23 protein-coding genes are annotated in these 24,753 nt (G+C 32.5%); 15 read left to right on the top strand and 8 right to left on the bottom strand.

The features are described 5' to 3' along the window. The first annotated feature begins 68 nt into the window (after window positions 1-68). Window positions 69-986: a DMT family transporter gene (locus VK90_RS14795; RefSeq protein ID WP_048373850.1), complete on the top strand. Its 918-nt coding sequence runs from the start codon at window positions 69-71 to the stop codon at window positions 984-986. A gap of 71 nt (window positions 987-1,057) precedes the next feature. On the opposite strand, the gene secY is transcribed toward VK90_RS14795, so the two are convergent. Further along, the gene (gene secY / locus VK90_RS14790) at window positions 1,058-2,362 is read right to left on the bottom strand and encodes a preprotein translocase subunit SecY (RefSeq protein WP_002172094.1); all 1,305 of its coding nucleotides are present in this window, start codon (window positions 2,360-2,362) and stop codon (window positions 1,058-1,060) included. A 496-nt stretch (window positions 2,363-2,858) separates the two neighbouring features. Here secY and VK90_RS14785 point away from each other — a divergent pair, with 496 nt between their 5' ends. Together VK90_RS14785 and pulA are read left to right on the top strand one after the other, a co-directional pair. Beyond that, window positions 2,859-3,173 (top strand): hypothetical protein, encoded by a 315-nt coding sequence (locus VK90_RS14785; RefSeq protein WP_156185422.1) that lies wholly within the window; start codon window positions 2,859-2,861, stop codon window positions 3,171-3,173. 585 nt (window positions 3,174-3,758) lie between these two features. Then, window positions 3,759-6,329: a type I pullulanase gene (gene pulA, locus VK90_RS14780; protein WP_048373845.1), complete on the top strand. Its 2,571-nt coding sequence runs from the start codon at window positions 3,759-3,761 to the stop codon at window positions 6,327-6,329. Between the two features lie 540 nt (window positions 6,330-6,869). Here pulA and VK90_RS14775 read toward each other — a convergent pair. After that, complete coding sequence (locus tag VK90_RS14775; RefSeq protein ID WP_048373843.1) at window positions 6,870-7,871, bottom strand: alpha/beta hydrolase; 1,002 nt, start codon at window positions 7,869-7,871, stop codon at window positions 6,870-6,872. A gap of 683 nt (window positions 7,872-8,554) precedes the next feature. Between VK90_RS14775 and VK90_RS14770 the strand changes: the two genes are divergently transcribed. Both VK90_RS14770 and VK90_RS14765 read left to right on the top strand, forming a co-directional pair. Further along, window positions 8,555-9,982, top strand: a complete 1,428-nt coding sequence (locus VK90_RS14770; RefSeq protein WP_048373842.1) for an ABC transporter permease — start codon at window positions 8,555-8,557, stop codon at window positions 9,980-9,982. Window positions 9,983-9,993: 11 nt separating this feature from the next. Next, window positions 9,994-10,671 (top strand): ABC transporter ATP-binding protein, encoded by a 678-nt coding sequence (locus VK90_RS14765; protein WP_048373840.1) that lies wholly within the window; start codon window positions 9,994-9,996, stop codon window positions 10,669-10,671. A gap of 295 nt (window positions 10,672-10,966) precedes the next feature. Here VK90_RS14765 and VK90_RS14760 read toward each other — a convergent pair whose 3' ends face one another. Both VK90_RS14760 and bla read right to left on the bottom strand, forming a co-directional pair. Next, on the bottom strand, window positions 10,967-11,149 hold the full coding sequence (locus VK90_RS14760) for a hypothetical protein (RefSeq protein ID WP_002172101.1): 183 nt from the start codon (window positions 11,147-11,149) through the stop codon (window positions 10,967-10,969). Between the two features lie 325 nt (window positions 11,150-11,474). Further along, window positions 11,475-12,410: a class A beta-lactamase gene (gene bla, locus VK90_RS14755; RefSeq protein WP_048373838.1), complete on the bottom strand. Its 936-nt coding sequence runs from the start codon at window positions 12,408-12,410 to the stop codon at window positions 11,475-11,477. A gap of 457 nt (window positions 12,411-12,867) precedes the next feature. On the opposite strand from bla, the gene VK90_RS14750 reads away from it, so the two are divergent. From VK90_RS14750 to VK90_RS31240, 3 genes are all read left to right on the top strand, one after another. Further along, window positions 12,868-14,160, top strand: a complete 1,293-nt coding sequence (locus tag VK90_RS14750; RefSeq protein WP_048373898.1) for a hypothetical protein — start codon at window positions 12,868-12,870, stop codon at window positions 14,158-14,160. Window positions 14,161-14,252: 92 nt separating this feature from the next. Further along, on the top strand, window positions 14,253-14,561 hold the full coding sequence (locus VK90_RS28730) for a hypothetical protein (RefSeq protein ID WP_231595866.1): 309 nt from the start codon (window positions 14,253-14,255) through the stop codon (window positions 14,559-14,561). Further along, complete coding sequence (locus VK90_RS31240; RefSeq protein WP_048373836.1) at window positions 14,482-14,880, top strand: EamA family transporter; 399 nt, start codon at window positions 14,482-14,484, stop codon at window positions 14,878-14,880. The genes VK90_RS28730 and VK90_RS31240 overlap by 80 nt, the downstream gene beginning before the upstream one ends. A gap of 40 nt (window positions 14,881-14,920) precedes the next feature. On the opposite strand, the gene VK90_RS14740 is transcribed toward VK90_RS31240, so the two are convergent. Both VK90_RS14740 and VK90_RS14735 read right to left on the bottom strand, forming a co-directional pair. Then, a complete protein-coding gene (locus tag VK90_RS14740) occupies window positions 14,921-16,393 on the bottom strand; it encodes a sensor histidine kinase (RefSeq protein ID WP_048373835.1) in 1,473 nt (490 codons plus the stop codon). Next, window positions 16,386-17,051 carry a response regulator transcription factor gene (locus VK90_RS14735; protein WP_048373833.1) on the bottom strand — a complete coding sequence of 222 codons (666 nt, stop codon included), beginning with the start codon at window positions 17,049-17,051 and terminating at the stop codon, window positions 16,386-16,388. The genes VK90_RS14740 and VK90_RS14735 overlap by 8 nt, the downstream gene beginning before the upstream one ends. 507 nt (window positions 17,052-17,558) lie before the next feature. Here VK90_RS14735 and VK90_RS14730 point away from each other — a divergent pair. The 4 genes from VK90_RS14730 to VK90_RS14715 all read left to right on the top strand — a co-directional run bounded on the left by VK90_RS14730 (window position 17,559) and on the right by VK90_RS14715 (window position 20,516). After that, window positions 17,559-18,236 (top strand): HAD family hydrolase, encoded by a 678-nt coding sequence (locus VK90_RS14730; protein WP_048373832.1) that lies wholly within the window; start codon window positions 17,559-17,561, stop codon window positions 18,234-18,236. 167 nt (window positions 18,237-18,403) lie between these two features. Further along, window positions 18,404-18,772, top strand: a complete 369-nt coding sequence (locus VK90_RS14725; RefSeq protein WP_048373830.1) for a DUF4180 domain-containing protein — start codon at window positions 18,404-18,406, stop codon at window positions 18,770-18,772. A gap of 237 nt (window positions 18,773-19,009) precedes the next feature. Beyond that, a complete protein-coding gene (locus tag VK90_RS14720; RefSeq protein WP_053081424.1) occupies window positions 19,010-19,513 on the top strand; it encodes a MepB family protein in 504 nt (167 codons plus the stop codon). Window positions 19,514-19,748: 235 nt separating this feature from the next. Continuing rightward, complete coding sequence (locus VK90_RS14715) at window positions 19,749-20,516, top strand: arylamine N-acetyltransferase family protein (protein WP_048373829.1); 768 nt, start codon at window positions 19,749-19,751, stop codon at window positions 20,514-20,516. On the opposite strand, the gene VK90_RS30270 is transcribed toward VK90_RS14715, so the two are convergent. Continuing rightward, window positions 20,506-20,682 carry a hypothetical protein gene (locus tag VK90_RS30270; RefSeq protein ID WP_197088212.1) on the bottom strand — a complete coding sequence of 59 codons (177 nt, stop codon included), beginning with the start codon at window positions 20,680-20,682 and terminating at the stop codon, window positions 20,506-20,508. The two genes, VK90_RS14715 and VK90_RS30270, sit on opposite strands and share 11 nt — an antisense overlap. 144 nt (window positions 20,683-20,826) lie before the next feature. Here VK90_RS30270 and VK90_RS14710 point away from each other — a divergent pair, with 144 nt between their 5' ends. After that, window positions 20,827-21,480, top strand: coding sequence for a YdeI/OmpD-associated family protein (locus tag VK90_RS14710; protein WP_048373828.1), 654 nt, complete (start codon window positions 20,827-20,829; stop codon window positions 21,478-21,480). 125 nt (window positions 21,481-21,605) lie between these two features. Then, window positions 21,606-22,721, top strand: a complete 1,116-nt coding sequence (locus tag VK90_RS14705; RefSeq protein WP_048373826.1) for an NAD(P)/FAD-dependent oxidoreductase — start codon at window positions 21,606-21,608, stop codon at window positions 22,719-22,721. A gap of 42 nt (window positions 22,722-22,763) precedes the next feature. Here the strand turns inward: VK90_RS14705 and VK90_RS14700 are convergent, their stop codons facing one another. Continuing rightward, a complete protein-coding gene (locus tag VK90_RS14700; protein WP_048373824.1) occupies window positions 22,764-23,021 on the bottom strand; it encodes a hypothetical protein in 258 nt (85 codons plus the stop codon). A gap of 136 nt (window positions 23,022-23,157) precedes the next feature. Here VK90_RS14700 and VK90_RS14695 point away from each other — a divergent pair, with 136 nt between their 5' ends. Then, window positions 23,158-24,588: a PQQ-dependent sugar dehydrogenase gene (locus VK90_RS14695; protein ID WP_048373822.1), complete on the top strand. Its 1,431-nt coding sequence runs from the start codon at window positions 23,158-23,160 to the stop codon at window positions 24,586-24,588. Window positions 24,589-24,753 lie beyond the last annotated feature (165 nt).

Here is a 24,753-nt window from a genome sequence, read left to right as displayed (position 1 = left end):
ATGCGCTAATACACTGTTATACACCGTATCCTCTATACTCATTTCAAGAGTAAAAAGGAGGAAGCTTAATGGTCATTTTCAATTACATTTTAGTATGTATCATTTTTGGAACAACATTTTTAACGATAAAGCTCGGAATAGAAGCAGGTGCACCACCTTTGTTTTCGGCAGGAATTCGTTTCTTTTTGGCGGGGATTATTCTTATGGTTATATTTAAGTTAAAACGAAAAGAAATTATGCCGTATTTATTTTCAAAGCGTATTATGTACGCTGGTTTTTGTTTAACATTTATGACATTTGCAACATTGTACTGGGCTGAACAACATATTTCTTCTGGCTTAGCTGCTGTCCTTTCTGCGACGGGACCAATGATGATTTTGTTATGGCAGTCAAGGCGAAATAAAACGAAATTACAAAAAGAACAACTCGTTGCTTTAGTTATAGCACTTGTAGGTGTTTTTTGTATTTCTTTACCTGGACTGCATCAAGAACTAACATTTATATGGAGCATCGCTTGCCTCGTTATATTAGTGGGAGAGTTATTTTACGGAATAGGTTCTATTCATTCAAAAGAAATACTTTCAGATTTATCGGACGTATCACCATTTCTAATTAACGGTATTCAAATGTTTTATGGGGGGATTTTGTTATTAATTGTATCTATTACATTTGAACAGCCAAATCTAACAATCTTAATATCTTGGAATGTACAATGGCCGATTTTATATCTCATATTTGTAGGGTCGATTGGTGGACACGGCTTATACTACTGGCTCTTATCAAAAACAAATCCAGTATTTCCATCAACATGGTTATATGTATCACCATTAATCGCCGTTATTGTGGGATATATCATTTTAGGAGAGCCTTTAAATCCTGCCATGGGTATTGGAGCTTGTTTAATCTTGATTGGTGTATTTTTAGCGAATCGTACTACACTTGGAGTTTATTTTAAGCAAGGGAAGTTATTGAAGAAGGAAATGTAGTTTTGAAAAATAAGTTTTTATAATAAAAAACACACTAGATAACAATTGTGATATCTAGTGTGTTTTCGTAATTAATTCACTTTTTTTATAAATCCTTTATAATGACGTTTCACAAGTTGGCTTTCTAACGTCTTCATCGTTTCTAATGCTACACCTACGATGATAAGTAAGCTTGTACCACCGATTTGAGCAGATGGCGGTAATGTAGCGATTTTCGTAAATACAAGTGGCAATATTGAAATTGCTCCTAAGAAAATTGCGCCAATAAATGTTAAGCGATATAAAATTTTTGTTACATATTGTTCTGTAGATTTACCTGGACGAATGCCAGGTACGTATCCATTTTGCTTTTTCAAATTCTCAGCCATTTGTTCAGGGTTCACTTGAATGAATGCATAGAAATATGTGAAAGCAACGATAAGACCTACATAAAGTGTCATTCCAATTGGATGTGCGAAATCGAAGTTCGCAATTATCCATTTAGATACGCTTGAATCAGGGAAGAGCTGCGCTATTGTACGCGGCGTCATTAAAAAGGCAGAAGCAAAGATGACAGGGATAACACCTGCACTATTTACTTTAAGAGGTAAATGAGTATTTTTTGCTCCTTGATATTGATTGTTTCCTGAAACAGCTTTTGCATATTGAATAGGTATTTTCCGAACAGCTTGTTGGATGTAAATAACACCTACAACAATTGCTAAAATAACAAGTCCAATTAAGACAATTTTTATGATGTGCATAAATAACTGATCGCCCGCGTTTTGGAATTGTTGTAAATAAATTTGATTTGCAACGTTTGGAATCGCTGCAACAAGACCTGCGAAGATAATCATTGAGATTCCATTACCGACGCCGTTAGCGGTAATTTGTTCACCTAACCAAAGTAAAAATGCAGTACCAGCAGTTAAAACTGTCGCAATAAATAAGTATGTAGTCCAGCTTGGATCTGTTATTAATTGTCCGCCTGCTATATTATTAAAGCCAATAGACATTCCAATGGCTTGTATGAATGCGAGAATGATTGTAAAGTATCGAGTGAATTGAGCTGATTTCTTGCGGCCCATTTCTCCTTGTTTTGCCCATTCTGTAAATTTAGGTACAACGTCCATTTGTAGTAATTGTACAATAATAGAAGCTGTAATATATGGTGTGATACCTACAGCAAAGATTGAGAAGTGTTGCAGTGCTCCTCCGCCAAATACGTTCAGCATGCCTAAAACGTTGGCTTGATCTTGTACTTTTAATACCTCTGCGTTAGTATGAGGAACTGGAATAAACGTGCCAATTCGAAAAACAATTAACATCGCTAGTGTAAAAAGAATTTTGTTTCTTATCTCAGCCACTCTCATAAAGTTTGAAATCGTACGAAACATCATGTCGCCTCCTGTATTTTTATCAGTTCAATAAAACTGATTATTATATCCCGATGAAATAACCACAAACCTCCTTCCGCATTAAATTCATTTGACAAATGGAATTTCATACATTTTGTAGTTTTCACGGATATAAAAATATAAGGTGTTATATAAGCGACCTATAAATTTTTCGTAATCATTCAATACCCATAATATATCGAATAAATTAACAAATGTACATACATACGCATTAAAAATGAATGAATAGGGTGATTTTTTACATTTATTTAATGTTTGATTGATAGAACATGTTCTTAATTGTTATAATTTTCTTAACGAATAAAAGGAGGTGAGTAGATCGGATGAAGTCTTTAAAAGAGAAACATGTGGAAATACATCTAGATCTTTCTCACATAATTGATGGTGTATACATTAATAAGTATTAAGCAGTATTTTATACATCATACATAAAGTACATTTCCACATTGTTTAAAAACGTGATGAGGTGGATTGTATGATGAAATTAAGTACGATGTTAAAAGTGGTCGTAACTGTTGATGAAGAATGGCGAAGTTCTTTTGCTGAAAATATTTTAACAAACTGGGAACACGATGAAGGTACTCTTTATTACATGCGTGCTAGCTCAAATTTTGTATTTATTTTTCAAAACAATGGTGAGCATTTTTTTCTTAGATTTGTAGAAAAAGAAGAAAAAAGTACAGAAGCTATTCAAGCTGAAATTCATATTTTGCAATATTTATCAAGTCGTTCATTGGAAGTGAATGTACCAGTTTTATCGAAAAATCAGTGCTATATTTGTACCGATTAAAAAAATACAAAATAACAAATAACTTCATATCCGAAATATAAGTTTAAATAAGTTTTATAATTAAGTAAGTTAGAAATATAGTTTTCATTCATATATTAATACATTACAAACAAACAGCTAATATCTTGATATGATATTAGCTGTTTGTTTGTAATGTAGCAAGGCATTAGCGGAAATAAACTTATTTTGTCTAGAAGATAAGTTTATTTTCAAATTTAAATACTATTCACTCTGTCTAACTTCAATAAGTTGTGACTTTAACCATAAATGAAATTAGTAAAAACAGAAAATTAATAATATATTGACCTCTTAGTAGTAAGTGCTATAGAATGAAAGCGATAACAAACGATTGCTTTAAAATGATTTCCCTGATCTTTTAGTATTTACAAATATAAGAAGGTATAAACAAATCTATTTTTTTAATATTTAATGCAAACGCTTTCGTATTAAAAGATCATTGAAATACGTATGTGAAAATAGCAAATATGGAGGTGAAGTAAAAGAGATTTCTAGATTAATTTAAGCAGTGTTATTTAGTATGAGTATAATAAATCGCTCGTAATATTTAAAGAAAGGGTGTATGTGGTGCGAATTACAAAAAGATTAATTAACAAATCGTTTTTATTACTTACCATTATCGTTATGTTATCATCTGTTTTCTCTTTTCAGAGTGTGAAGGCAGTTTCAAATTCGAAAACTACTGAAATTATCATTCATTACAAAGAGAAGTCTGGAAATACAAAAGACTGGAATCTTTGGATATGGGGAGAAAATGCAAATGGTAAATCTTATGAATTTAATGGTGAAGATGAATTTGGAAAGTACGCTAAGATAAAAATAGATGGTGACTATAATCGTGTAGGATTTATAATTCGCACGAATGAATGGGAAAAAGATGGTGGTGATCGCTGGATTGAAAATATAAAGGACGGTCGTGCTGAAGTATGGGTCCTTTCAGGCGATGAAAAAGTATATGATTCTAAGCCTTCTTCTGAACTCTCTATTCAAAAAGCTACTATTGACAGTTTCAATGAAATCACTGTAACTACTAATGTTCCGTTTAATATTAAGGAACAGAAAATTGAAATTGAGGGCGTTAAAATTAAGGGAATTAGTCCTTTTGATACAAATGGTGGGGATATTACTAATAAAGTTAAAATAATTACGGAACAGAAAATTGATTTAAAACAAACATACAAAGTTAAAATAGAAAACTTCGCTGATGCGAATACTGAAATCGGTAAAGTCATTCGTAGCGAGGAATTTGATAATTTATTTTATTATGGTGGTAATGATCTAGGGAATATATATACTCCACAACATACAAAGTTCCGTTTATGGGCTCCTACTGCGAGTGAAGCGAAGTTAGTTACATATAAAAAATGGAGCGATAAAATAGGTACTGAAATAAACATGCAACAGGGTGAAAAAGGAACTTGGATAACAGAACTTAAAGGGAACCAAAAGGGTCTCTTTTATACGTATAAGGTGAAAATTGGTGATAAGTGGACTGAAGCGGTTGATCCGTATGTGCGTGCTGCTTCTGTAAATGGCGATAAAGGTGCAGTCGTTGATTTAGAAGAAACAAATCCGAAAAACTGGAAAGCAAACAAAAAACCGAAATTTAAAAATCCGGAAGATGCTATTATTTATGAATTGCATGTACGCGACCTTTCCATCCAACCTGAAAGTGGTATTAAGCATAAAGGGAAATATTTAGGTGTAACGGAAAAAGGAACAAAAGGGCCTGAAGGTGTAAAAACAGGACTTGATTATATTAAAGATCTTGGTGTTACTCACGTTCAGTTTTTACCGATATTTGATTATGCTTCAGTAAATGAAGAGACTTTAAATGAACCACAATATAACTGGGGATATGACCCGAAAAATTTCAACGTCCCAGAGGGTTCCTATTCTACAAATCCTTATGAGCCGGCTGTTCGAATAACTGAATTAAAGCAAATGATTCAAACACTGCATGATAATAATCTTCGTGTTGTGATGGACGTAGTATATAACCATATGTATAATGCCGCTGAATCTAATTTTCATAAGTTAGTTCCAGGTTATTATTATCGTTACAATGAAGATGGAACATTTGCAAATGGAACTGGAGTAGGAAATGATACAGCTTCAGAACGAAAAATGATGAGGAAATTTATGGTTGATTCTGTAACATACTGGGCAAAAGAATATAATTTAGATGGGTTCCGTTTTGATTTAATGGGTATTCATGATTTTGAAACGATGAATGAGATACGTAAAAGCGTTAATCAAATCGATCCTTCTATTATACTACATGGAGAAGGTTGGGATTTAAATACACCACTTGCCGCTGAGTTGAAAGCAAATCAAAAAAATGCAGAGAAAATGAAAGGGATTGCTCATTTTAACGATAATATACGTGATGGATTGAAAGGCAGTGTATTTGAGGATAAAGATAATGGTTTTGTAAATGGAAAGCAAAACATGGAAGACCGTATTAAAAAAGGCATTACGGCAGGTATTGACTATGATACAAATTCGTCTACCTATCAAGATCCAGAGCAGGTGCTTACTTATGTGGAAGCACATGACAATCATACATTATGGGATAAACTTGAGTTGACTAATTCAGGTGACAGTGAAGAAGTGCGAAAACAAATGCATAAATTGTCTTCTTCTATTTTATTAACATCGCAAGGTATTCCATTTTTACATGCAGGACAAGAGTTTATGCGCACAAAGTATGGTGATCATAACAGTTACAAATCTCCTGATTCAATTAACCAAATGGATTGGTTGCGCCGTGCAGCGTTTAATAATGAAGTAGAGTATATGAAGGGCTTAATAGATTTACGCAAAAAATACCCAGCTTTTCGAATGACATCTGCAGAGCAAATTAAAAAGGATATATCTTTTATTGATGCTCCAAAAAATGTTGTAGCTTATATAATAGATGGAAAGGGCAATGGGAATAAAACTGAATACTTTATGGTGGCTCACAATGCAAATAGAGAAGCGGTTGACATAACGCTCCCATCGAAAGGTCCATGGAAAGTACTAGTAGACGGTAAGCAGGCGGGAAGTAAAACACTTTATGTTGTCCATGACAATAAAATTAAAGTTCCTGCATTAAGTTCATTTGTTTTAAAATCAGAAAAGCCGATTAAATAAAAGCAAATAATGTGAAAGTGTATACTGAATTGAGCAAGTTGAATAAGGATTGCAAATGCAAAAAGCGAAGTGAAGGTTGTTTTCACTTCGCTTTTAAAGTTAAATTAGTATAATTTCACATACTGTAATTATATTACAATTTAATAAAAAATAAACAAAAAGAGAAGAACTCACCAAGGTTCTTCTCTTTTTTATGTGTAATTAGGGTTTCCATAACTGTAGATATGGATGGTGTAAATTAATGGATGAATAATTTACTCTTAAAATTATAACAGAACAAATAAAGATTTTTATATGTAATATTGCATATAAAGGGTAAACAACAATAATTTCTTTTGATAAAAAGGAGCCACTGGTGAAAATGATGAGTAGCGCTTTTTCATATGGCGAGTTTGTTTCTTAGTTCTTTCCTATACTTTATTTCATTTTCCAATCGTGTAAGGTTAAGGGAGATACCAGTAGAAAGGAAGATTTAAAAATGAGCTTGGTATAAAATGAAACATTGCAAGTATAAGATTCTGTACTTAGTAATCTCCCGTCTTAATGCATGTCATTGGGTAAGTACGGGGAGTTCAATCGATTCCGAATAAAATCGATAGTATCAATTGCAATTTTTTTACGTTTAAGAACAATCCCGGCATGTCCACATGTATAAATATATCGTGTAGGTCTTTCCCAGGATTCCCACAAGTAGTCCGTATCCTCAGAGTGCACATATAGATCGTGCTTGCCTGAAATTAATAAAATATTTTCTTTTTTTACTTTTGGTAATGCTTGACTCGGTTCAGTGATTTTCCAATAATCTATTAAATCATCATACGTTATACCATGATGTTCCAAGTCTTCTCTAATAAATTTACCTGGATTTGACTTCCAAATTGAATAAGATAGTCGATTCGCGTAGAAAATGGATGCTAATACATCAATCTCTGATTCAACAAGAGCTGTTAGGTTAGTAATAACCCCACCTAAACTGATTCCTATTAGAATTAAGGGGCCATTTTTATTTGCTTTAATCCATTTAATCAAAGTTCGTAAATCAGCTACCGCTTGTCTAGTGGCTTGTACAGTTCGTTCAATATTAGCACTTACCATGTACTCTCCACTGAATAGGGATTGGTTGGGTTTTCTTTCAAAATGATATGGTAGAGTGAAATAATACATATTCCACTTCAAGTTAGTCATATGGCCGTGAAATATTTTTTTTACACGTTCGTTAGAATCCATTCTCCAACCGTGAACAAAGATGACATGAGGTGCATCTTCATTTTTATGTAAAAATAATTCCCCAGTTACAGAGTCGTTGCGTGAATCACCAGATTGAACCGAGCTTTTATATTTGAATTGTCCAACCATGTATTCCTTTTCCTGTTTAGAATGCTTAATGTTAATATGAATATCAGATGGTTTTACTTTATAAAAAAATTTTATGTCCTTTATATCTAGTGAAGTGTTAGAAAGAGAAGTATATTGAAACTCTACACTTCTTTTTTTGTGCAAATCATACAAGGCGTATCGATCAATGAGTTTTGAAAAAACCAAATTAACCTCCTCCAAAATACATATTGTTTTAAACGTGGGCAAAATTTATGTTTTATTTATGCTGTAAATTAATTATAAAATATTAAAAGGATTATACATCATGAATAATCTAAATGTATTTCTAGAAGAATATCAATTTATCAAATGTTCTCTTTTCCTAATATTAGGTGCTTGAATTATAAAAATAGGTGATAAATTTGTATATTATATTATAAAGCTAGTAATAAAATAAAACCATAAATAATTTATACTAAAATCTAAAAAGAAAGTTAATATTCTCATTATTATAAGAGAATATTAACTTTCTTTTTTTCGTATTAAAAGGTAAACCTTTTGAAGTGACGTGCTTTCTATGAAAGACATTAATAAATACCCATATAACTATCCAAATAGGATGCTTTTTCTTTGTTGCGTAAAAATTACATAACAAACATAAATTTGTATGTTATATACATTAAATAAAGCTTAACTCTTTCTTTTTTCTATAAGTGCCTTAAATGGAGTGACTCCTTACCAATATTCAAAAACGATTGCGTTTTTGAAATTGTGCTCCAGTTTTTCTTGACCAGGTCAATGCATAACTACACATAAACTCCTTATATCTCTAGATAAACTACCGATTAGCTCCATATAGACTCTAGATAACCTATATAGAATACAAGTTATCAAGGAGGTAAGAAAAAATGAATTTTATGAAACGAGCAATTCTCAGTATGAAAAAAAGAGTAGGAACATCATTAATTTTGATGGCAGTCTTCCTAATTGTTACAAATTTAGTGTTGGCAGGATTCACAATCCAAAATGCATCAAAAAAAGCTGCTGATGCAGCAAGAAAAAAACTGGGGGCAGATGTTACTTTAGGTCTTGATTTTGACAAATTAGGTCAACAAGCTCGGGAAACTGGAGAGATGCCTAATCCGCCGAAGCTCAATACAAATGAAGCAGATCAATTAGCGAAGTCAAGGTATGTAAAAGACTATAATTACATAACCAATACTTTCGGAATTTCTGATGGACTTAAACTAGTAGGAGCTTCAGAAGGAGAAGAAGGAAAAGGTAAAGCGGGAATGGCGGCTGTACGAGGCGGTTCAAGTTCCGGTACAGAAATAGATATGAATGCTTCTTTTATGATTGAGGGAGTTCGCAAGACTGCATTACAAGAAAGCTTTAAAAATGGAAAAAGTAAAATCATTGATGGGAAACCAATTACAGAACAGATGAAAGATCAGAATGTAGCTTTAATGGAAAAACGATTAGCGGAATTAAACAATTTGAAAGTAGGAGACAAAGTTAAAGTGCAATCAGGGGATAAGAAGGAAACCCTCGAGGTTGAAATTATCGGTATTTACGAAACGACTGAGCAAGCAATGGGTCAACAGGCCCCTCCTATAATGGATCCAGCTAATAAACTATATATGCCGCATTCAACTATGAAAAAATTAGAAGTAGATCAAGGTATGAGTAGCATTCAAGTCGTGTATTTCTTGAAAGATCCACAAGACATTGATGCATTTAAAAAAGAAGCAAAAAAATCTGATATTGATTTTAATTATTTTAAATTAGATGCGCATGATTCATTGTACAAACAAATGATTGGACCTATCGAAAATATCTCATCCACTTCTCAAATGATTATTTATATTGTATCAATTGCAGGTGCGATTATTTTAGGATTAATCATTATGTTATCAATAAAAGGACGTCGTAAGGAAATGGGGATTCTGTTGTCTATTGGAGAGAAAAAGTGGAAACTGATGGCGCAGTTCGTAGTAGAAGTAGTATGTGTGGCTATTTTAGCATTTGGATTATCCATAACAACAGGAGCTAAAGTTTCTCAATTCATAGGGGATAATTTACTTTCGAGTGAAATTGCTACAGCAAGCGAAGAAACAGACACCTCGCAAAATGGTACTGTAATGATGTCTGGACCTGGTGGTACTCTACAAAACCAAAAAGAAGATCCAATTGATAAAATTGATGTAAGTGTAACAGGAGAAGATGTAGGGAAAATGGGGGGGATTGGACTAGCTATTGCTATATTAGCAACACTTCTTCCAGCATTATCTATTCTACGCTTAAATCCAAAACAAATTCTTTTAAAAGATGAATAGGGAGGCTCGATATGGAAACGATTTTACAATTTAAAAATTTGGATTATTATTATGAAAGTAATGGGAAAAATGTAGCGATACTAGATAATGTTAACTTTTCTTTTCAAAAAGGGCATTTCTACACGATTTTAGGACCATCTGGATCTGGTAAAACCACAACTCTGAGCTTAGGTTGTGGTCTGGATGTCCCTAAAAATGGTTATGTACTGTATAATGGCAAAGATATTCGAAAAATCGGTTTGGATCGATACCGTAATAAAAATGTATCTGTAATTTTCCAATCTTATAATTTGATTACCTATATGACTGCTCTTCAAAATGTCCTAACAGCAATGGAAATTACAGGTGTTAAAGTGCAAAATAAAACGGCAAGGGCATTAGAATTATTAGAGAAAGTAGGACTTACTGAAGTAGAAGCGAAACGTAACGTTCTGCAACTAAGTGGCGGGCAACAACAGCGTGTAGCAATCGCTCGAGCGTTATCTTGTAATGTTGATTTACTGATTGCGGATGAGCCGACAGGAAACCTCGACGAAGAAACGGCAATGGATATAATAGAACTGTTTCAAGAACTTGCACATAAAGAAAATAAATGTATTATTGTTGTGACGCACTCACAGGAAGTTGCTAAAAAATCAGATCGTGCAGTTTATTTAAGTAAGAAGAAGTTGGTAGTAAACGAAATCTAATATAAACACAGTAGCTTTTCAATTCACACAATTTTCGAAAATAAACTTCTGCAAATGTTTATATTTGATATACAATAAAAACAAGCCATAATCAAAATGGTCTCCCTGTATTGAATGTTAAGATAGTTTGTTGTTCCCTTTTTAACAATATTTGAAAAAGAACTTGTAGGATATTCTACAGGTTCTTTTTGTTATGATCGGTTAACTATATCATTGAGGAATTACATATAAAAAAAGGGACATTACCTAGATGTATAATCTAAATACTGTCCCGTTTAACTGTTTATCTGTATAGTTATTGAAGAATTAAACCTACAATCATAATTAAACTAAATACTATCATCCAACCAAACGCACAATAGCCGAAAATTCTAATCCATTTTGGTAATTGATTCATGTTAACTTTATTTGTGGGAACTCCTTGCATAGAAAACATCATTTTTTGATCTCTATCCCTATTATTTTGCTGTTCATACATAACATCATCACCTTTCTAGCACTATTGTATGTATAATATATCAGCCTGAAGATAACTAAGTACAGAATATTAGACGAAATAAAAGTGATTCGACAATTATAGTGGATGATTTTCTTTTCCAGTACTGTATACTATATTTCAAAAAACTAAAACTTGATTACTCAAAAGCTATATATACTAAAGTATTTGCTCATTTAAAACATAGTAAACCTTTAACAAGAGATGCTTATTATTCGATATTGAATAATTTGGATAAATTCACTTATACTTCTTAACGTTTAGATACGTATATGTGCAGTAAAGTAGGAGCAGCTTAAATTCATTACTATGATTTATTCGTTACTTTTAAAGAATCTAACACTATTTTGGTTGCGCCTGCAATAAGTTTATCATCGTATTTCGCATCCTCTTTAGCATGATTAGAAAGTATTGCAAGAACAATTGGCTTTTTATTTGGTGGCCAAATGATTGCGATATCATTCCTTGTTCCATAAGGCCCAGAGCCAGTCTTATCGGCTACTTTCCATTCTCCTGGAACTCCAGCACGAATTAAGTTGTCCCCCGTAGTATTCTTTTTCATCAAATCTATTAAAAAGTTCCGTTTCTCAATTGAAAGTATATCGCCTAGCGCGTAAGCTTGAAGACTAGTAGCTAATGCCTTTGGGGTACTAGTATCACGAGTGTCTCCTGGCTGTACTTCGTTTAATTCTGGTTCAAAACGTTCAGGATTTGTGACAGTATCTCCTATTTCTCTCAGTGATTTTTTGAATTCACTTGGCCCACCTAATTGTTTAAGAATAAGGTTTTGTGCAGTATTATCGCTATATCGAATGGAAGCATCCGCAAGCTCTTTCAGAGTCATACCTGTATCTACATATTTTTCAGTAATTGGATTGTAATTCACAAGATCTTTGCTAGTATACTTAATTCTTTGATCTAAATCTTTTATTGATTTCTTTTGTAACAGTGCTCCCACAGCAAGGGCTTTGTGGGTAGATGCGTATGCAAACCGTTCATCTGAACGATAAGTAACAGTTTGATTCAAACCGGTGTCCAGTGCATAAATACCAAGTTTAGCATCATATTTTTTTTCAAGTTTAACAAAAGATTGATTACTTATGTGTTCTTGTTTGGTTTGTTTTGGGGATTCAGATTGAGTATTACTATTGGAACAGCCTATAAGCGTTGCACATGAAAGTAATACTACAGGTAGCATCTTTTTATAATGTGAAATGGGGAAAAACTTCTTTGAAACTATCATGCATTTTCAACCTCTTTCAAGAATATATGGATTTTGTTTAGGCATTTTACATACCGATACAATTAACAAATGTACAGGATAGCAATCCTCTTGTATTTCTTACGTTACAAAATGAGAGAACTACCAAGAACACCTTTTTTATACGTAATAGACAATCTAGGTAACACATTTGTTCCATTTATTGAATATATCCATTAATTTTATTTATAAGAATCACAAAATCCACCTTTTTTGAAGTCCACTTAATTTAATATGGATTTAGGTTGAGTTCCCTCGTAATGGGAATTTCAATTGGATAGCGCATATATAACAACCTCGTTTCGGATAGAATAAGTAATAACAACTACTGATTTCATTTTAAGTGAGGTGTTATACGATACATACGACAAAACAAAAAAGACTTGTGGTGCAAAGTATAACTACATTTAGTCTACTAATAACGACTATCTTCACACCCATGCTTATTTACATTGTTTATGGATTACAGATTTCGAAAGGCTTTGAGGGATACTGGCCATCAATCTTGTTTTATACAACCTATATGACGGGTGTGTTTATCTGGATACCTATTGTGAATAAAGCTGGGATTCAACGCTCCTTATATTGGGCTGTTTCTATTCTGATAGTATCATTACTTAGTGTTACTTTCTTTGGATGGAGTTCAAAATGGCTAGAAATAAGTGCGTTAGTTTCTGGTTTTGCAGTTAGTACAATTTCTACCATGACGAGTACTTTATTGTTTCTACATGTTGAAGGCGGGGGAAAGATTTATAATAAAAATCAACAAGCGATTATTATTGGTATCGTTTTTCTATTACTAATCATCGTATTGTTAGCGATTAGTTTTCTATCGCCGCCGCTGATAACATGCATATATGGGATTTGTTTAATCAGTATCCTTTTTGCTATAAAAATGATGCCGAGAACGGAGTTAGCCAAAGGGTTTTTACCTATCTCCATCGTATCGGTAGTAGGAAAGTTTCTTTTTGTCTCAATGCTTATTCTTATGATACGAACAAGTCGTAACATAAATAATGAACAATATATTTTCTATTTTTTTCTGCTCTCTATAGCGCTTATTTGTTTCATGTTTTTGAGTTTGTTGAAAGGAAAGTTCTTTCATAAACTTTCATCTTCTTTACCAATTCGATTAAAGGCAGAATCATTTTTACTTGGATTAGGAAATGGATATTTATTTTTGATGGGTATTTTTTATAGTTTTACTTTCTATAACATGTTAACCTGTATTTTCATTGTAGTTGGTCCATACCTATTAGGGGTTTTGATGTCCATATTTTTAGATATCAAAGCTGCTAAGAAACTTAATCCAATCCATTTGTTTTTAGTAAGTACCTTAATCATGATATTCGGGTTTTATTCTCCAATATTTATAGTCCTTAGCGTTACATTTGGGAGCTATGCCATTAATAGTATTTCTTCTCAAAATAATATGAAAGTATATATGGTGAATGCTACACAAAGAGAGCTTTCTTTACTCATTTACACAACATGGAGAAATATGGGGAATATATTTTTGCAATTTTTTATTTTGATTGTGATTGTGGGAGTAGGGGTGTTTTATGATGTCGAATGGTCGCAACTTTTCCAAACAATTGTTGGGAAGAGTCAAATGCAGATTGAAGGGTTATCCGTACAACGATTGATGTTTATGTTAGCAATTTGCTGTTGGCTTGGCATGGTGGGCTTAGGTATGTGGATTGGTAAAAAAGCTAATCCCAATATTGCTTAAAAAGTATCTAGAAAAATACCGGTACTAAAAAATGGAGTACCACAAATATCTGAGTGTAGCTTTTAGTTTGTCCACGATCTAAGTAACATAAGGTGGATGATAAAAATAAAGGGCGTAAAAAAACGAGATGTAATCGCATCTCGTTTTTTATGTTATGCGAGGTGTCAGATCAATTTAAAAAACTAAAGGGGTACCATTCGTATTATGGTCACGAGTATGTCAGTACCCATATCGCTTGCCGCTTTTTAATAGAACTTGGTTACGAATGGGAGTTTATCGACAAAGTATTAATGATTACAGAGTTTCATATGAAGATGTTACATGGCGGAGAAGAAGCAGCGCGTGAAATCTATCATTACTGCGGTGATGTCTTGCTATTATTATGGGAGGTTTATCATTAGGGATGCATGGACCGAGTGCACTAAATTTAACGTTTCCCATCAACTTTTGGATTTTAACACTATATTTGGCGATTTTCGGTACGTTGTTAGCATTTATATTCAATTAATAATGATACGGAAAACATCCCCCACACGTGCAGGCTTACTCATGGGAACAGAACCAGTTATTGCTGTTCTTTTTGCTGTTATAGTAGGGGGAGAATATTTAAGTTGGATACAGTGGATTGGGGGAGCCTTAATTGTTATCGCTACTTATTACGGTCGCCATTTAGAAAATAGAATACGTCATAAAGCGAAAATCCAGCCTATTGATTCCTAATAAGTTTATACTTACTACAAAAACAAACAAACTCGTCCTACTAAGAGGGGAGTTTGTTTGTTTTTTGTTTAGATAATGGAATGCTCATGCAAAATTGTACACTATGTTCCATATTATTTATAGAATATTTTATACCTAGCGTTTCAAGAATTTGTTTAACAATATATAGCCCCAAACCACTTCCTCCAGTATTTCGATTCCTTGATTTTTCAATTCGATAAAATGGTTTAAAAATTTGTTGTATATCTTCTTCTTTAATATTGACACCTGTATTCATAATTTTCATTTTGATTTGACCTTGTTTAGAATCCTCACTTAACTTTATATAGACTTTTTCATTATGTGGTGAATACATAACCGCATTATGGATAATATTTTTACATGCTTTTTCAAAAAGAACACGATCTGTATAAACAGAAAGGTCAGAATCTATTTCTTTTATTATTTGGATACTTTTTTGAGAAGCGAAAAATTCGAGATCTTTTGTGATTGTACCTATTAACTTTGAAAGATTAACTTCTTCTATATTTAGTTTAAAGGTATGTTGTTCTAACTTCGACATGCTTAAAATTTCACGAACTAATTGTTCCATACTTTCAATAATTTGATGATTTTTCTTTAAATATTGATCACGATTTTGATAAGGGCCAATATTGTATATCATCCCTTCTAAGTATCCTTTCATTACAGTAAGAGGGGACTTTAATTCATGTGCTACAATCGCAAAAAACTCTCTGCGTTTTGTTTCTATTTCTCTTTCTTTTTCAATATCATTTTTTAATTGTTGATTTGCTTTTTTTAAATCAAACATAGCTTGTTGTAAGTTAATAGACATGTCATTCAAACTATTAGATAATTCTCCTAACTCATCTGTAGAGCGAACCTCAATTTTTTCGGAGAAATCTAAATTTGCCATCTTTTGTGCACCTTCATTAATATAAATAAGTGGCTTTGTAATAAACCTGGAATAGAAATAAGCACTCCCTACACCAATTACGAGTACAATGATACTAATATAGGGAAGAAAGCGTACTAAAACCTGTGAAGCTTCATCAATCGGTTGAAATGTTGCGAACACTACAAGCGTTAAACTACCATCTTGGAATTGAATTGGTTTCGTAACGTTATATGAATTGCTAAGGGGAGCTGTATTCTCGAACCGTGTCGCTCTAGTAACCACTGTTGTTTGCGCACCACTTTGAATAAAAGAAAATGAAGGAGAGTAAATAATTACTCCTTCTTTATTTTGAAGTGAAAGCATCGCATTATTTTTTTTTGCGTAGTCATCAAAAAGTGGTATCGCATCTTGAAACGTAAGATCTTTAGACTTATCAATTATTTCTTTTATACCTGTTTGAAGTTGATCTGTTTTGTATTGCTCATAAAACGTAGGGAGAAAGAAGTATAAAGTTAAATAAATCAATACTGCAAAGGATAACAAAATGAGAGATGTAGTCATAAAGAGTTTATAAGTAATTTGCTTCATCTTCATGTTTTTTACAATTCTATTCATCAATTTTATAACCAATACCCTTTATTGTTTTAATGTAAGGGATAGCTAATTTTTTACGTAGGTTTTTAATATGTGTATCAATTATTCGTGTTTCTCCAAAATAATCGTATCCCCAAACTTTTTCTACGATATTTTCTCTTGTAAGTACTTTTCTCTCATTTAGAAATAGTAGTTGTAGAATTTCAAACTCTTTTGTCGTTAATAAAATTTCAACGTCATTTACATATACTCTATATGCATCAACATCGACACGCACTTCTTTAAACACCAAATGATTATTTACATTGTTATCATAACTTCTTCTCAGTACAGCTTCGACTCGTCTAATCAAAACATGAAACGAAAAGGGTTTTGTTATATAATCATCGATTCCAAGATCAAACCCTTTCATTTGATCTTCTTCTTCCTCTAATGCAGTTAGCATAATAATTGGTATATTTGACTGGCTTCGAATCATCTTGGAAACTTCAAATCCATTAAGATTGGGCATCATTACATCTAGAAGAATTAAATCAAAGGATTGCTTATTAAACTGCGTCATACCCTCTAATCCATCTGATGCAACTACAACTGTATACTGTTGTGTCATTAAAAATTGTTTAATTAATTCCTGAATTTCTTGATCGTCCTCTACCACGAGAATATGATAGTTCCTCATAATATCACCTCTGGTAGTCATTATAGCCTTACTATCTGGAGTTTATGTGGAGATGCATTACGAGACTTTACAATACGTTTATCGTGTTAGCTCCACGTTCAAGATTATGTGTTATCAGCTAATAAGTATTAATAGCCTCATTACTTTTTTATGGATAAATAATTGTATGCTTGAAAAAAATACTCATCGTATAAAAAATGAATGATTAATATTTACGAAAAATCAATGTATAATAATGTAAATTGGATGTAATTTCTTAAACTGTATGAAAATATACTTTCGCTTCTTTACTAGAAGGGGAAAAGGAAATGAATTTCAATATAAAAGGAGCCACCGAAATTCTGGAGCATGCGCCACAAACTTGGGAGTTTTTTATCTAGTCTCTGTTTAATCGTTAATCACCTAAATAACAACTCTCTTGGTAAACCCAAAGTTTAAAGGTACAAACTAGGGATTATTTATATAATGCGAGAAAGGTTGTGAAATTATTTGAGGGGTTATAAAGCAATGCTATTTGATTTAGATGATACGTTACTTGATAGGGATATGGCAGTAGATAAATTGTTCTCCATTATTTTAGAGAAGTTTTATGGGGATGTTAAACAACATGCAGTAAAAAATGTTATGTTACAGAAATTCAAAGAATATGATAAAAAAAGCTATGGTCACAGTGATAAAGTAATGGTTTTGGAATCATTTTTTAATGAATTCCCATCGAAATATAGATTACCACGCAATAGTATTCAAGATTTTTGGAATAATAATTTTCCTAAATGTTTTTCTATAAACCAAAGTACTATTAATATTATAAATACTATAAAGTTGCATGTTAAAGTTGGAATTATAACAAACGGATCAACTCAGAGACAAAAAGCTAAAATAATTAACACGAATTTGAATCGTCATTTTGATACAATTATTATTTCTGAAGAAACGGGATTTAGTAAACCTGACAAACGCATATTTGAAATAGCATTAAATAAGCTAAATGTGCAACCAGAAGATGTACTATTTGTTGGAGATGACTTAGAAAAAGATATTGCTGGTTGTCAAAATGTAAATATAAAGGGTATATGGTTCAATCCTAATATGATTAAGAATAACACCGACACAAAACCGTATGCTGAGATTACTTCTTTTGATAGTTTATTAAGTTATTGTGGAGAAGTACATTTTCAACAATAGTGATATATTACCCTTAATTTCATTGACCGTATGAAAAATTTAAAAATAATATTCATTTATAACAGCATAGGGAGGATATTGAGCCAGGGCAAATCATTTATATGTATTAATGAAGAGCTGCAAAGCATGTTTAATATATGCCCTATACATTATAGAGGAGTGAGACTATGGAAATAAAGAAAGTAGTAATTGGCGGAATAAATATAGCGGTCATAAGAAACGATACGCTAGTGATATCCGACGTTCAATCTGCATTGGATCTTATGGCAACAGTTCAATATGAGGTAGATGCGAAACGTATTATTATCCATAAATCATTAATAAGTGAAGATTTCTTTAACCTAAAAACACGTCTTGCGGGTGAAATTCTTCAAAAGTTTATAAATTACAAGGTAAAGATTGCTATCGTTGGGGATTTTTCTATGTACGCTAGTGAAAGCTTAAAGGACTTCATTTATGAGTGTAATAAAGGTAAAGATATTTTTTACTTAGCAACTGAGCAACAAGCAATTGAAAAATTAAGTACAGCAAAGTAATTTGGTCGATTTGTTTTTGTTCCATAGGATTTTTTTGAAAAAATACAATCATACTTCTCTTTTTCTAATGCTGCTATTTGTATTTTTAAAACTTGATTCAAAGTTGATACTCTTGCATAATCATATTCCACTAAAATACCCCTCTTTTTCACGTCGCTAATGACCATATGTTATTTATCCAATATATAAGAACTAACGTTTGTGATAAACTTAGTGATGGATAAAGGGGGCGTTTACTTGAACAATTTTAATGATATAATCCAAAATTTAAATAATATAGTATATAAACCAAATAACTTAATGATAACTAATTTAAAAGAAGAAAAACAAAACTCAGAGTATGCAGGGGCGTTATTTCACTTAAATAACAAAACGATACGTTTTAGAGTATCAAAAATTACTCCTAATAAAATTGGTCAATTTGTTTCTTTTTGGGAGAAAAATGAAAACATGCAAAATCAAGCATTTTCTTATGACTCTGCTCCTGAATTATTAGTTATCACTTGTATAGACGATAATAAACTAGGACAATTTATTTTCCCAAAAGATATTCTTCTTAAAGAGAAAATATTGAAAACTCAAAGTCAAAAAGGAAAGATGGCTATGAGAATTTATCCGATTTGGGATATCCCTGTTAGTAATCAAGCTAAAAAGAGCCAAATGTGGCAACTTCAATATTTTGTTGATTTAAGTGATACTAATAATTTATCCATAGACAAACTATTACATTTATATTCGTAGCTTTTTGTTTTAGTTTTGTATGTGGCTCCAAAAAGAAGTAATCGTTGCTGTATCGCAGAGTAAATAAGAGGCATTTATAATAATGCCTCTTATTTTAATTTTCATATTAAGTTATCTTGTGAATCAGTTTTTTTGTACCGGTACAGTTAAACGAAATGTACATTGTTACAGTACCCCATCAAATTTACAATCAGCATATACTATTTTAACTTATAACTAATAAGGGGTGCTGAATATGACAAGATTACAAGATCAGCTTTTTAAAAGATTGAACCTTGAAAAACGTATTGAAGTGAAATTTGACGAGTTAAATACAATTCTCTTTGCATTTGCACACACTATACCGTTTGAGAATTTAGATGTAATAGCAGGTAATACGAATAAAATCTCTATGGAAAACTTACAAGAGAAAATTTTAACTAGTTCCCGCGGTGGACTTTGTTATGAATTAAATACTCTTTTTTATTATTTTTTAAAGGATAGTGGTTATGATGTACAACTCGCACTAGGTACCGTATATAAAAATGATATAAACGCTTGGGCACTTGAGGACGGACATATAACAATTATTTTAAATAATGATAACGTACGGTATTTAATTGATGTAGGTATAGCTTCGTTAGTACCTCTCGTTCCTGTACCTTTTACTGGTGAGTCTGTTTCTTCAAAAAATGGTTCGTACCGGGCGAGACGAAAAGATACGAGTAAAGGAAATTATGTTCTAGAAAGAATAGATGTTGATGGAGAATGGAAAGTTTGTCATGCTTTTTATATTCATATTATTGATGAGGCGGTAGTAAATGAGGTTCAAAGACGAGTAATAGAAGATGAGAAGTCTATTTTCAACAAGGGACCAATTGTAGTAAAGTTGACGAACGCTGGCCATGTTTCTTTAACGAATACTAGTTTGACTGAAATTATTTATGGAGAAAAAACGAAACGTGAAGTTACAGAAGAACAATATAGAGAACTTTTATATACTTTATTTGCTATTAAGTTATGAATAAACAAATAGCCGGTTTAAAAGGTTTTCTTCTAATATGTTTTGGAAACTGCGGTATAGTTAGTGTTTTTAACGTTTCTGCAACCTCTTCATACGTACGAAAAACGGGTTCTTTTCCATTGTCTCCTTGCAAAACTAGTCCTTCATCACGGATTACATACGGCATAAAACCACTCCTTCTAGTAAAAGAATTATGTCCTTTTGAAATAGAATGATACGATTTAAAGTTTGATTTTCTTAATAGATATAATACACTAGAACAGTATAAAAAAATATGTACAATGAATTTTGAATGTAAAGGAAGATTATTATGTCAGTTATCGATAAATTGAAACTTAATAAGTATACAAATATGGTCGTTATTAACGAACCAAGTGATTACAACATTTTTACAGGTAAAGAAACTGCATTTTCAAAAGAACACGATGCTATTTTTATTTTTGTTGAAACGCTTGATGAAATGGTGAAACAAACGAATTTTATTATTAGTAATGAAGAATTACTAATTGAAAAAGGTTATGTGTTTTTCGCATATCCGAAAAAAGGCAATTCTCGTTACAGTACTTTTATTCATCGTGATGAGATGTTTCCAGCATTACAGGTTGGGGATGACGGGTATGTAGGAAAAAGCGATATTAAATTTGCGCGAATGGTAAGTATGGATGATGTCTTTACTGTTGTAGGTTTAAAACGTGAAAAGAAAAAAGCGACGAAAACGCCTGCTGCGAGTCAATGTGTAGCTGATTATGCAGATCGAATTCAAGATGTTGAAGCATTATTGGCTAATCATCCGAATGAACTTCAGTTTTATCAAAGTTTAACACCTGGATACCAAAAAGATTGGGCACGTAATCTTTTTTCTGTAAAACAAGAAAAAACACGTGAAAAACGTCTTGAGAAAATGATTGAAATCCTTTCACAAGGCTATAAAACAATTGAATTATTCCGTAAGAAGAAAAAATAGCGATAGGAAAGTCACAATGATGCAACAATTAATTGCGATGAGTACATTGAAAAAAGTATTCCTTCCATTATACTAAGGAATGTTCTTATATTTATATAATTAGCCAAAGAGAAAAGGTGTTTGAAATGAAATCTTATATTGTAGTTGGAGCTGGAATTTTAGGAGCGTCTACTGCTTATCATCTTGCTAAGGCTGGTGCGAACGTTACTATCGTAGATCGCCAACAATTAGGTCAAGCAACTGATGCAGCAGCAGGTATTGTCTGTCCATGGCTTTCACAACGTCGTAATAAAGCGTGGTATAAAATCGCTAAGGGCGGTGCACGTTACTATTCTTCGTTAATTCAGCAATTAGAAGAAGACGGTGAAACGGATACAGGTTACAGCCGTGTAGGTGCAATTAGTTTACATACTGATGAGAAAAAGCTAGATCAAATGGAAGAGCGAGCTTATAAACGACGTGAAGATGCCCCAGAGATTGGTGAAATCACTCGTTTATCAGCTGAAGAAACGAAAAAATTATTCCCGGCATTATCGGAAGAATATAGTTCTATTCATATTAGTGGAGCTGCACGAGTAAATGGAAGATCATTACGCAACGCATTAATAAGCGCTGCGAAAAAACATGGTGCAACTTTCATAAAAGGAGATGCAGTAATAGTCTGTGAAGGAAATCATATTACTGGAGTTAAAGTAAACAACGAGACAATTTTAGCAGAAAAGGTAATTATAACTGCAGGCGCTTGGGCGAACGAAATATTAAACCCATTAGGAATTAATTTCTTAGTTACGTTCCAAAAAGCACAAATTGTTCATTTGCATATGGAAAATACTAATACAGAAAATTGGCCAGTTGTTATGCCACCAAACGATCAATACATTTTAACATTTAACAATGGTCACGTTGTAATTGGTGCAACACATGAAAATGACACTGGTTTCGATCATCGTGTAACAGCTGGTGGTTTACATGAAGTATTTCATAAAGCATTGACAGTTGCACCTGGTTTAGAAGATGGTACAATGCTTGAAACAAGAGTTGGATTCAGACCATTTACACCAGGATTCTTACCTGTTATCGGACCACTACCTAACTTTGAAGGTATTCTCGTTGCGAACGGATTAGGAGCTTCAGGTTTAACGGCTGGTCCATACTTAGGAGCAGAACTGGCTAAACTAGCACTCGGACAACCTATTGAATTAGATATAAATGATTATGATGTTGCTGGTGCAATTGAATAATAAAAAAGATTAGGATAGAATCCTAATCTTTTTTATTTATACTTAATTACTATATGGAGTGGGGGTTCTTTTGAATAAAAACACTACTGACAGAATAATAATTACAGCCTTCAAACTGCCCCAATATGGATAAACAGCATGGTCTGTTAAACTAGCATATTGAAAAATATTCTCTAAACCGAAAATCCCTATCATGACTGCTAAAAGGAATGAAGCTGTTCCAAACCTCCCATTACGATAGAGGGTAAATAAATACACCGCGAAAATTAGTGGAAAGATGATTTGTAGTACGATTGTCATAGCTCGTCCCCCAGATTATTTATAATTATATTATATACAAAATTGTAATAAAAAGGAATGTTGCTTGTTTGATACTAATAGAACTACTCTAATCATATTCTTCTATAAAAAAGAATAAAAAGGGGTGTACAGTTAATTGACAAAAGTTAAAGTTAATTTGCGACCCATTGTTCATAATATAAATTTACCGACTGTAATGAAAACAACTATACTTCCGGGCGATTCAACTGAAAGACTATTTATTGCAACACAACTGGGAGAGATTTTTTACATAGGAGACGGAGTTATAAAAACATTTTTAAATATTCGTCCGCAAGTTATCAAGTTAGGTACATCTGAAGAAGGCGTTTCTAGTAGTGGCTATGATGAACGTGGATTGCTAGGTCTAGCGTTTCATCCACAATTTTATCAAAACGGTTTATTTTATCTTCATTATTCAGTAGCTGGAACTCAAGGACCGGGTGCGCTTACTGAACAATTTAAACCGAATCCTTGTGACCCTAAAGCTTTAAACTTAAAGTGGGTAAATAGAGATACTCAATATGATCATATCGATACAGTTGAGGAATGGATTTTACAATCACATGGTCAACCTCAAAAAAGACGAACATTACTTAATATAAGAAGGCCATTTTTTAATCATAACGGAGTCAATAGTTTAAACTTTTCACCGGAGACTGGAAAACTTATTTATACAAATGGAGATGGTGGATCGGGTTATGATCCATTTAATTTAAGTCAGGATGATTTAGAAATAGCGGGTAAAATAATTGAAATCGATGTAAGTAAAAATACATTCATACATAATCCGCCAGTTGTTACACGTTTCAATGAACTTCCTTTATCTATACAAGAAACACTTACAGTAATTGCGAAAGGAGTTCGTAATATAACAGGTATTTCATTTCAAAGATTTTATAATCAATTTGTAAAATATGCTGGAAATGTCGGACAGGATATTGTAGAGTCTATTTTTTCGTTTGTTCATTATAAACCAATCCCGGTTACCGAACTTGTTCAAACGTATTTAATGAGATCTACTCCTAATCAAGAAGGATTTATTAACTTTGGTTGGCGAGGGTGGGAAGGAGAATTGCCCACCTCTTTTATAAGACACTGTTCTGAGAATCCTACTTTGGATGAGAGAACAATGGCTTATTATGATGAAACAATACAAACATCAGTGAAGCGTATTCAGCCTCTTATTAGTTATTTTCATAAAGATTCTAGACCGGATAAGTTTGGAGGAACTTCACTTACAGGAGTTCAGCCATATATGGGAACTGCAATCTCGAATTTAAATGGTAGCGTTGTGTTTACTGATCTCGCCAAGAAAGAAGAATCTCAATCTCCAGTTAAAGGCGTTTTAGCTTATACTAGAGCAGGTATAGACGGTAAACATAATGACTTTCATGCTATTGAAACCAATTATGATTTTGGTGCTCAAGCAGCTTATTATGTTAGTTTGGCAACAAATTTGGATCAAACTAGATTATATTTAGGAGTTTATGGTTCTATGAAAGTATCTGATTTTAATAAAGGTACTATTTTTGAAATTGTTCCTTGATACGATATAAACTCTCAGTCTAAATTCTTCAAAATGCACGATCTATTTTCCCCCTAAAAATACTTCTAAGTATAAACGACTATTGTATAGTGATCGATAACCAGCAGAAAGTAACGCATAAACAAAAAGTGTATGAATAATATAGGAAGTGATGAATTAGGTATA

Source organism: Bacillus sp. LK2 (assembly GCF_001043575.1).
GTDB lineage: Bacteria > Bacillota > Bacilli > Bacillales > Bacillaceae_G > Bacillus_A > Bacillus_A paramycoides.
The sequence above is the reverse complement of the archived record's forward strand: the minus strand, read 5'-3'. Positions and strand labels throughout refer to the sequence as shown.

What these genes read in the sequence shown, in the direction of transcription:
- VK90_RS14795 (WP_048373850.1), top strand. Translation starts at nt 69, where the DNA reads ATGGTCATTTTCAATTACATTTTAGTATGTATCATTTTTGGAACAACA.
- secY (WP_002172094.1), bottom strand. Translation starts at nt 2,362, where the DNA reads ATGTTTCGTACGATTTCAAACTTTATGAGAGTGGCTGAGATAAGAAAC.
- VK90_RS14785 (WP_156185422.1), top strand. Translation starts at nt 2,859, where the DNA reads ATGATGAAATTAAGTACGATGTTAAAAGTGGTCGTAACTGTTGATGAA.
- VK90_RS14770 (WP_048373842.1), top strand. Translation starts at nt 8,555, where the DNA reads ATGAATTTTATGAAACGAGCAATTCTCAGTATGAAAAAAAGAGTAGGA.
- VK90_RS14765 (WP_048373840.1), top strand. Translation starts at nt 9,994, where the DNA reads ATGGAAACGATTTTACAATTTAAAAATTTGGATTATTATTATGAAAGT.
- VK90_RS14760 (WP_002172101.1), bottom strand. Translation starts at nt 11,149, where the DNA reads ATGTATGAACAGCAAAATAATAGGGATAGAGATCAAAAAATGATGTTT.
- bla (WP_048373838.1), bottom strand. Translation starts at nt 12,410, where the DNA reads ATGATAGTTTCAAAGAAGTTTTTCCCCATTTCACATTATAAAAAGATG.
- VK90_RS14750 (WP_048373898.1), top strand. Translation starts at nt 12,868, where the DNA reads ATGCTTATTTACATTGTTTATGGATTACAGATTTCGAAAGGCTTTGAG.
- VK90_RS31240 (WP_048373836.1), top strand. Translation starts at nt 14,482, where the DNA reads ATGGCGGAGAAGAAGCAGCGCGTGAAATCTATCATTACTGCGGTGATG.
- VK90_RS14740 (WP_048373835.1), bottom strand. Translation starts at nt 16,393, where the DNA reads ATGAATAGAATTGTAAAAAACATGAAGATGAAGCAAATTACTTATAAA.
- VK90_RS14735 (WP_048373833.1), bottom strand. Translation starts at nt 17,051, where the DNA reads ATGAGGAACTATCATATTCTCGTGGTAGAGGACGATCAAGAAATTCAG.
- VK90_RS14730 (WP_048373832.1), top strand. Translation starts at nt 17,559, where the DNA reads ATGCTATTTGATTTAGATGATACGTTACTTGATAGGGATATGGCAGTA.
- VK90_RS14725 (WP_048373830.1), top strand. Translation starts at nt 18,404, where the DNA reads ATGGAAATAAAGAAAGTAGTAATTGGCGGAATAAATATAGCGGTCATA.
- VK90_RS14715 (WP_048373829.1), top strand. Translation starts at nt 19,749, where the DNA reads ATGACAAGATTACAAGATCAGCTTTTTAAAAGATTGAACCTTGAAAAA.
- VK90_RS30270 (WP_197088212.1), bottom strand. Translation starts at nt 20,682, where the DNA reads ATGCCGTATGTAATCCGTGATGAAGGACTAGTTTTGCAAGGAGACAAT.
- VK90_RS14710 (WP_048373828.1), top strand. Translation starts at nt 20,827, where the DNA reads ATGTCAGTTATCGATAAATTGAAACTTAATAAGTATACAAATATGGTC.
- VK90_RS14705 (WP_048373826.1), top strand. Translation starts at nt 21,606, where the DNA reads ATGAAATCTTATATTGTAGTTGGAGCTGGAATTTTAGGAGCGTCTACT.
- VK90_RS14700 (WP_048373824.1), bottom strand. Translation starts at nt 23,021, where the DNA reads ATGACAATCGTACTACAAATCATCTTTCCACTAATTTTCGCGGTGTAT.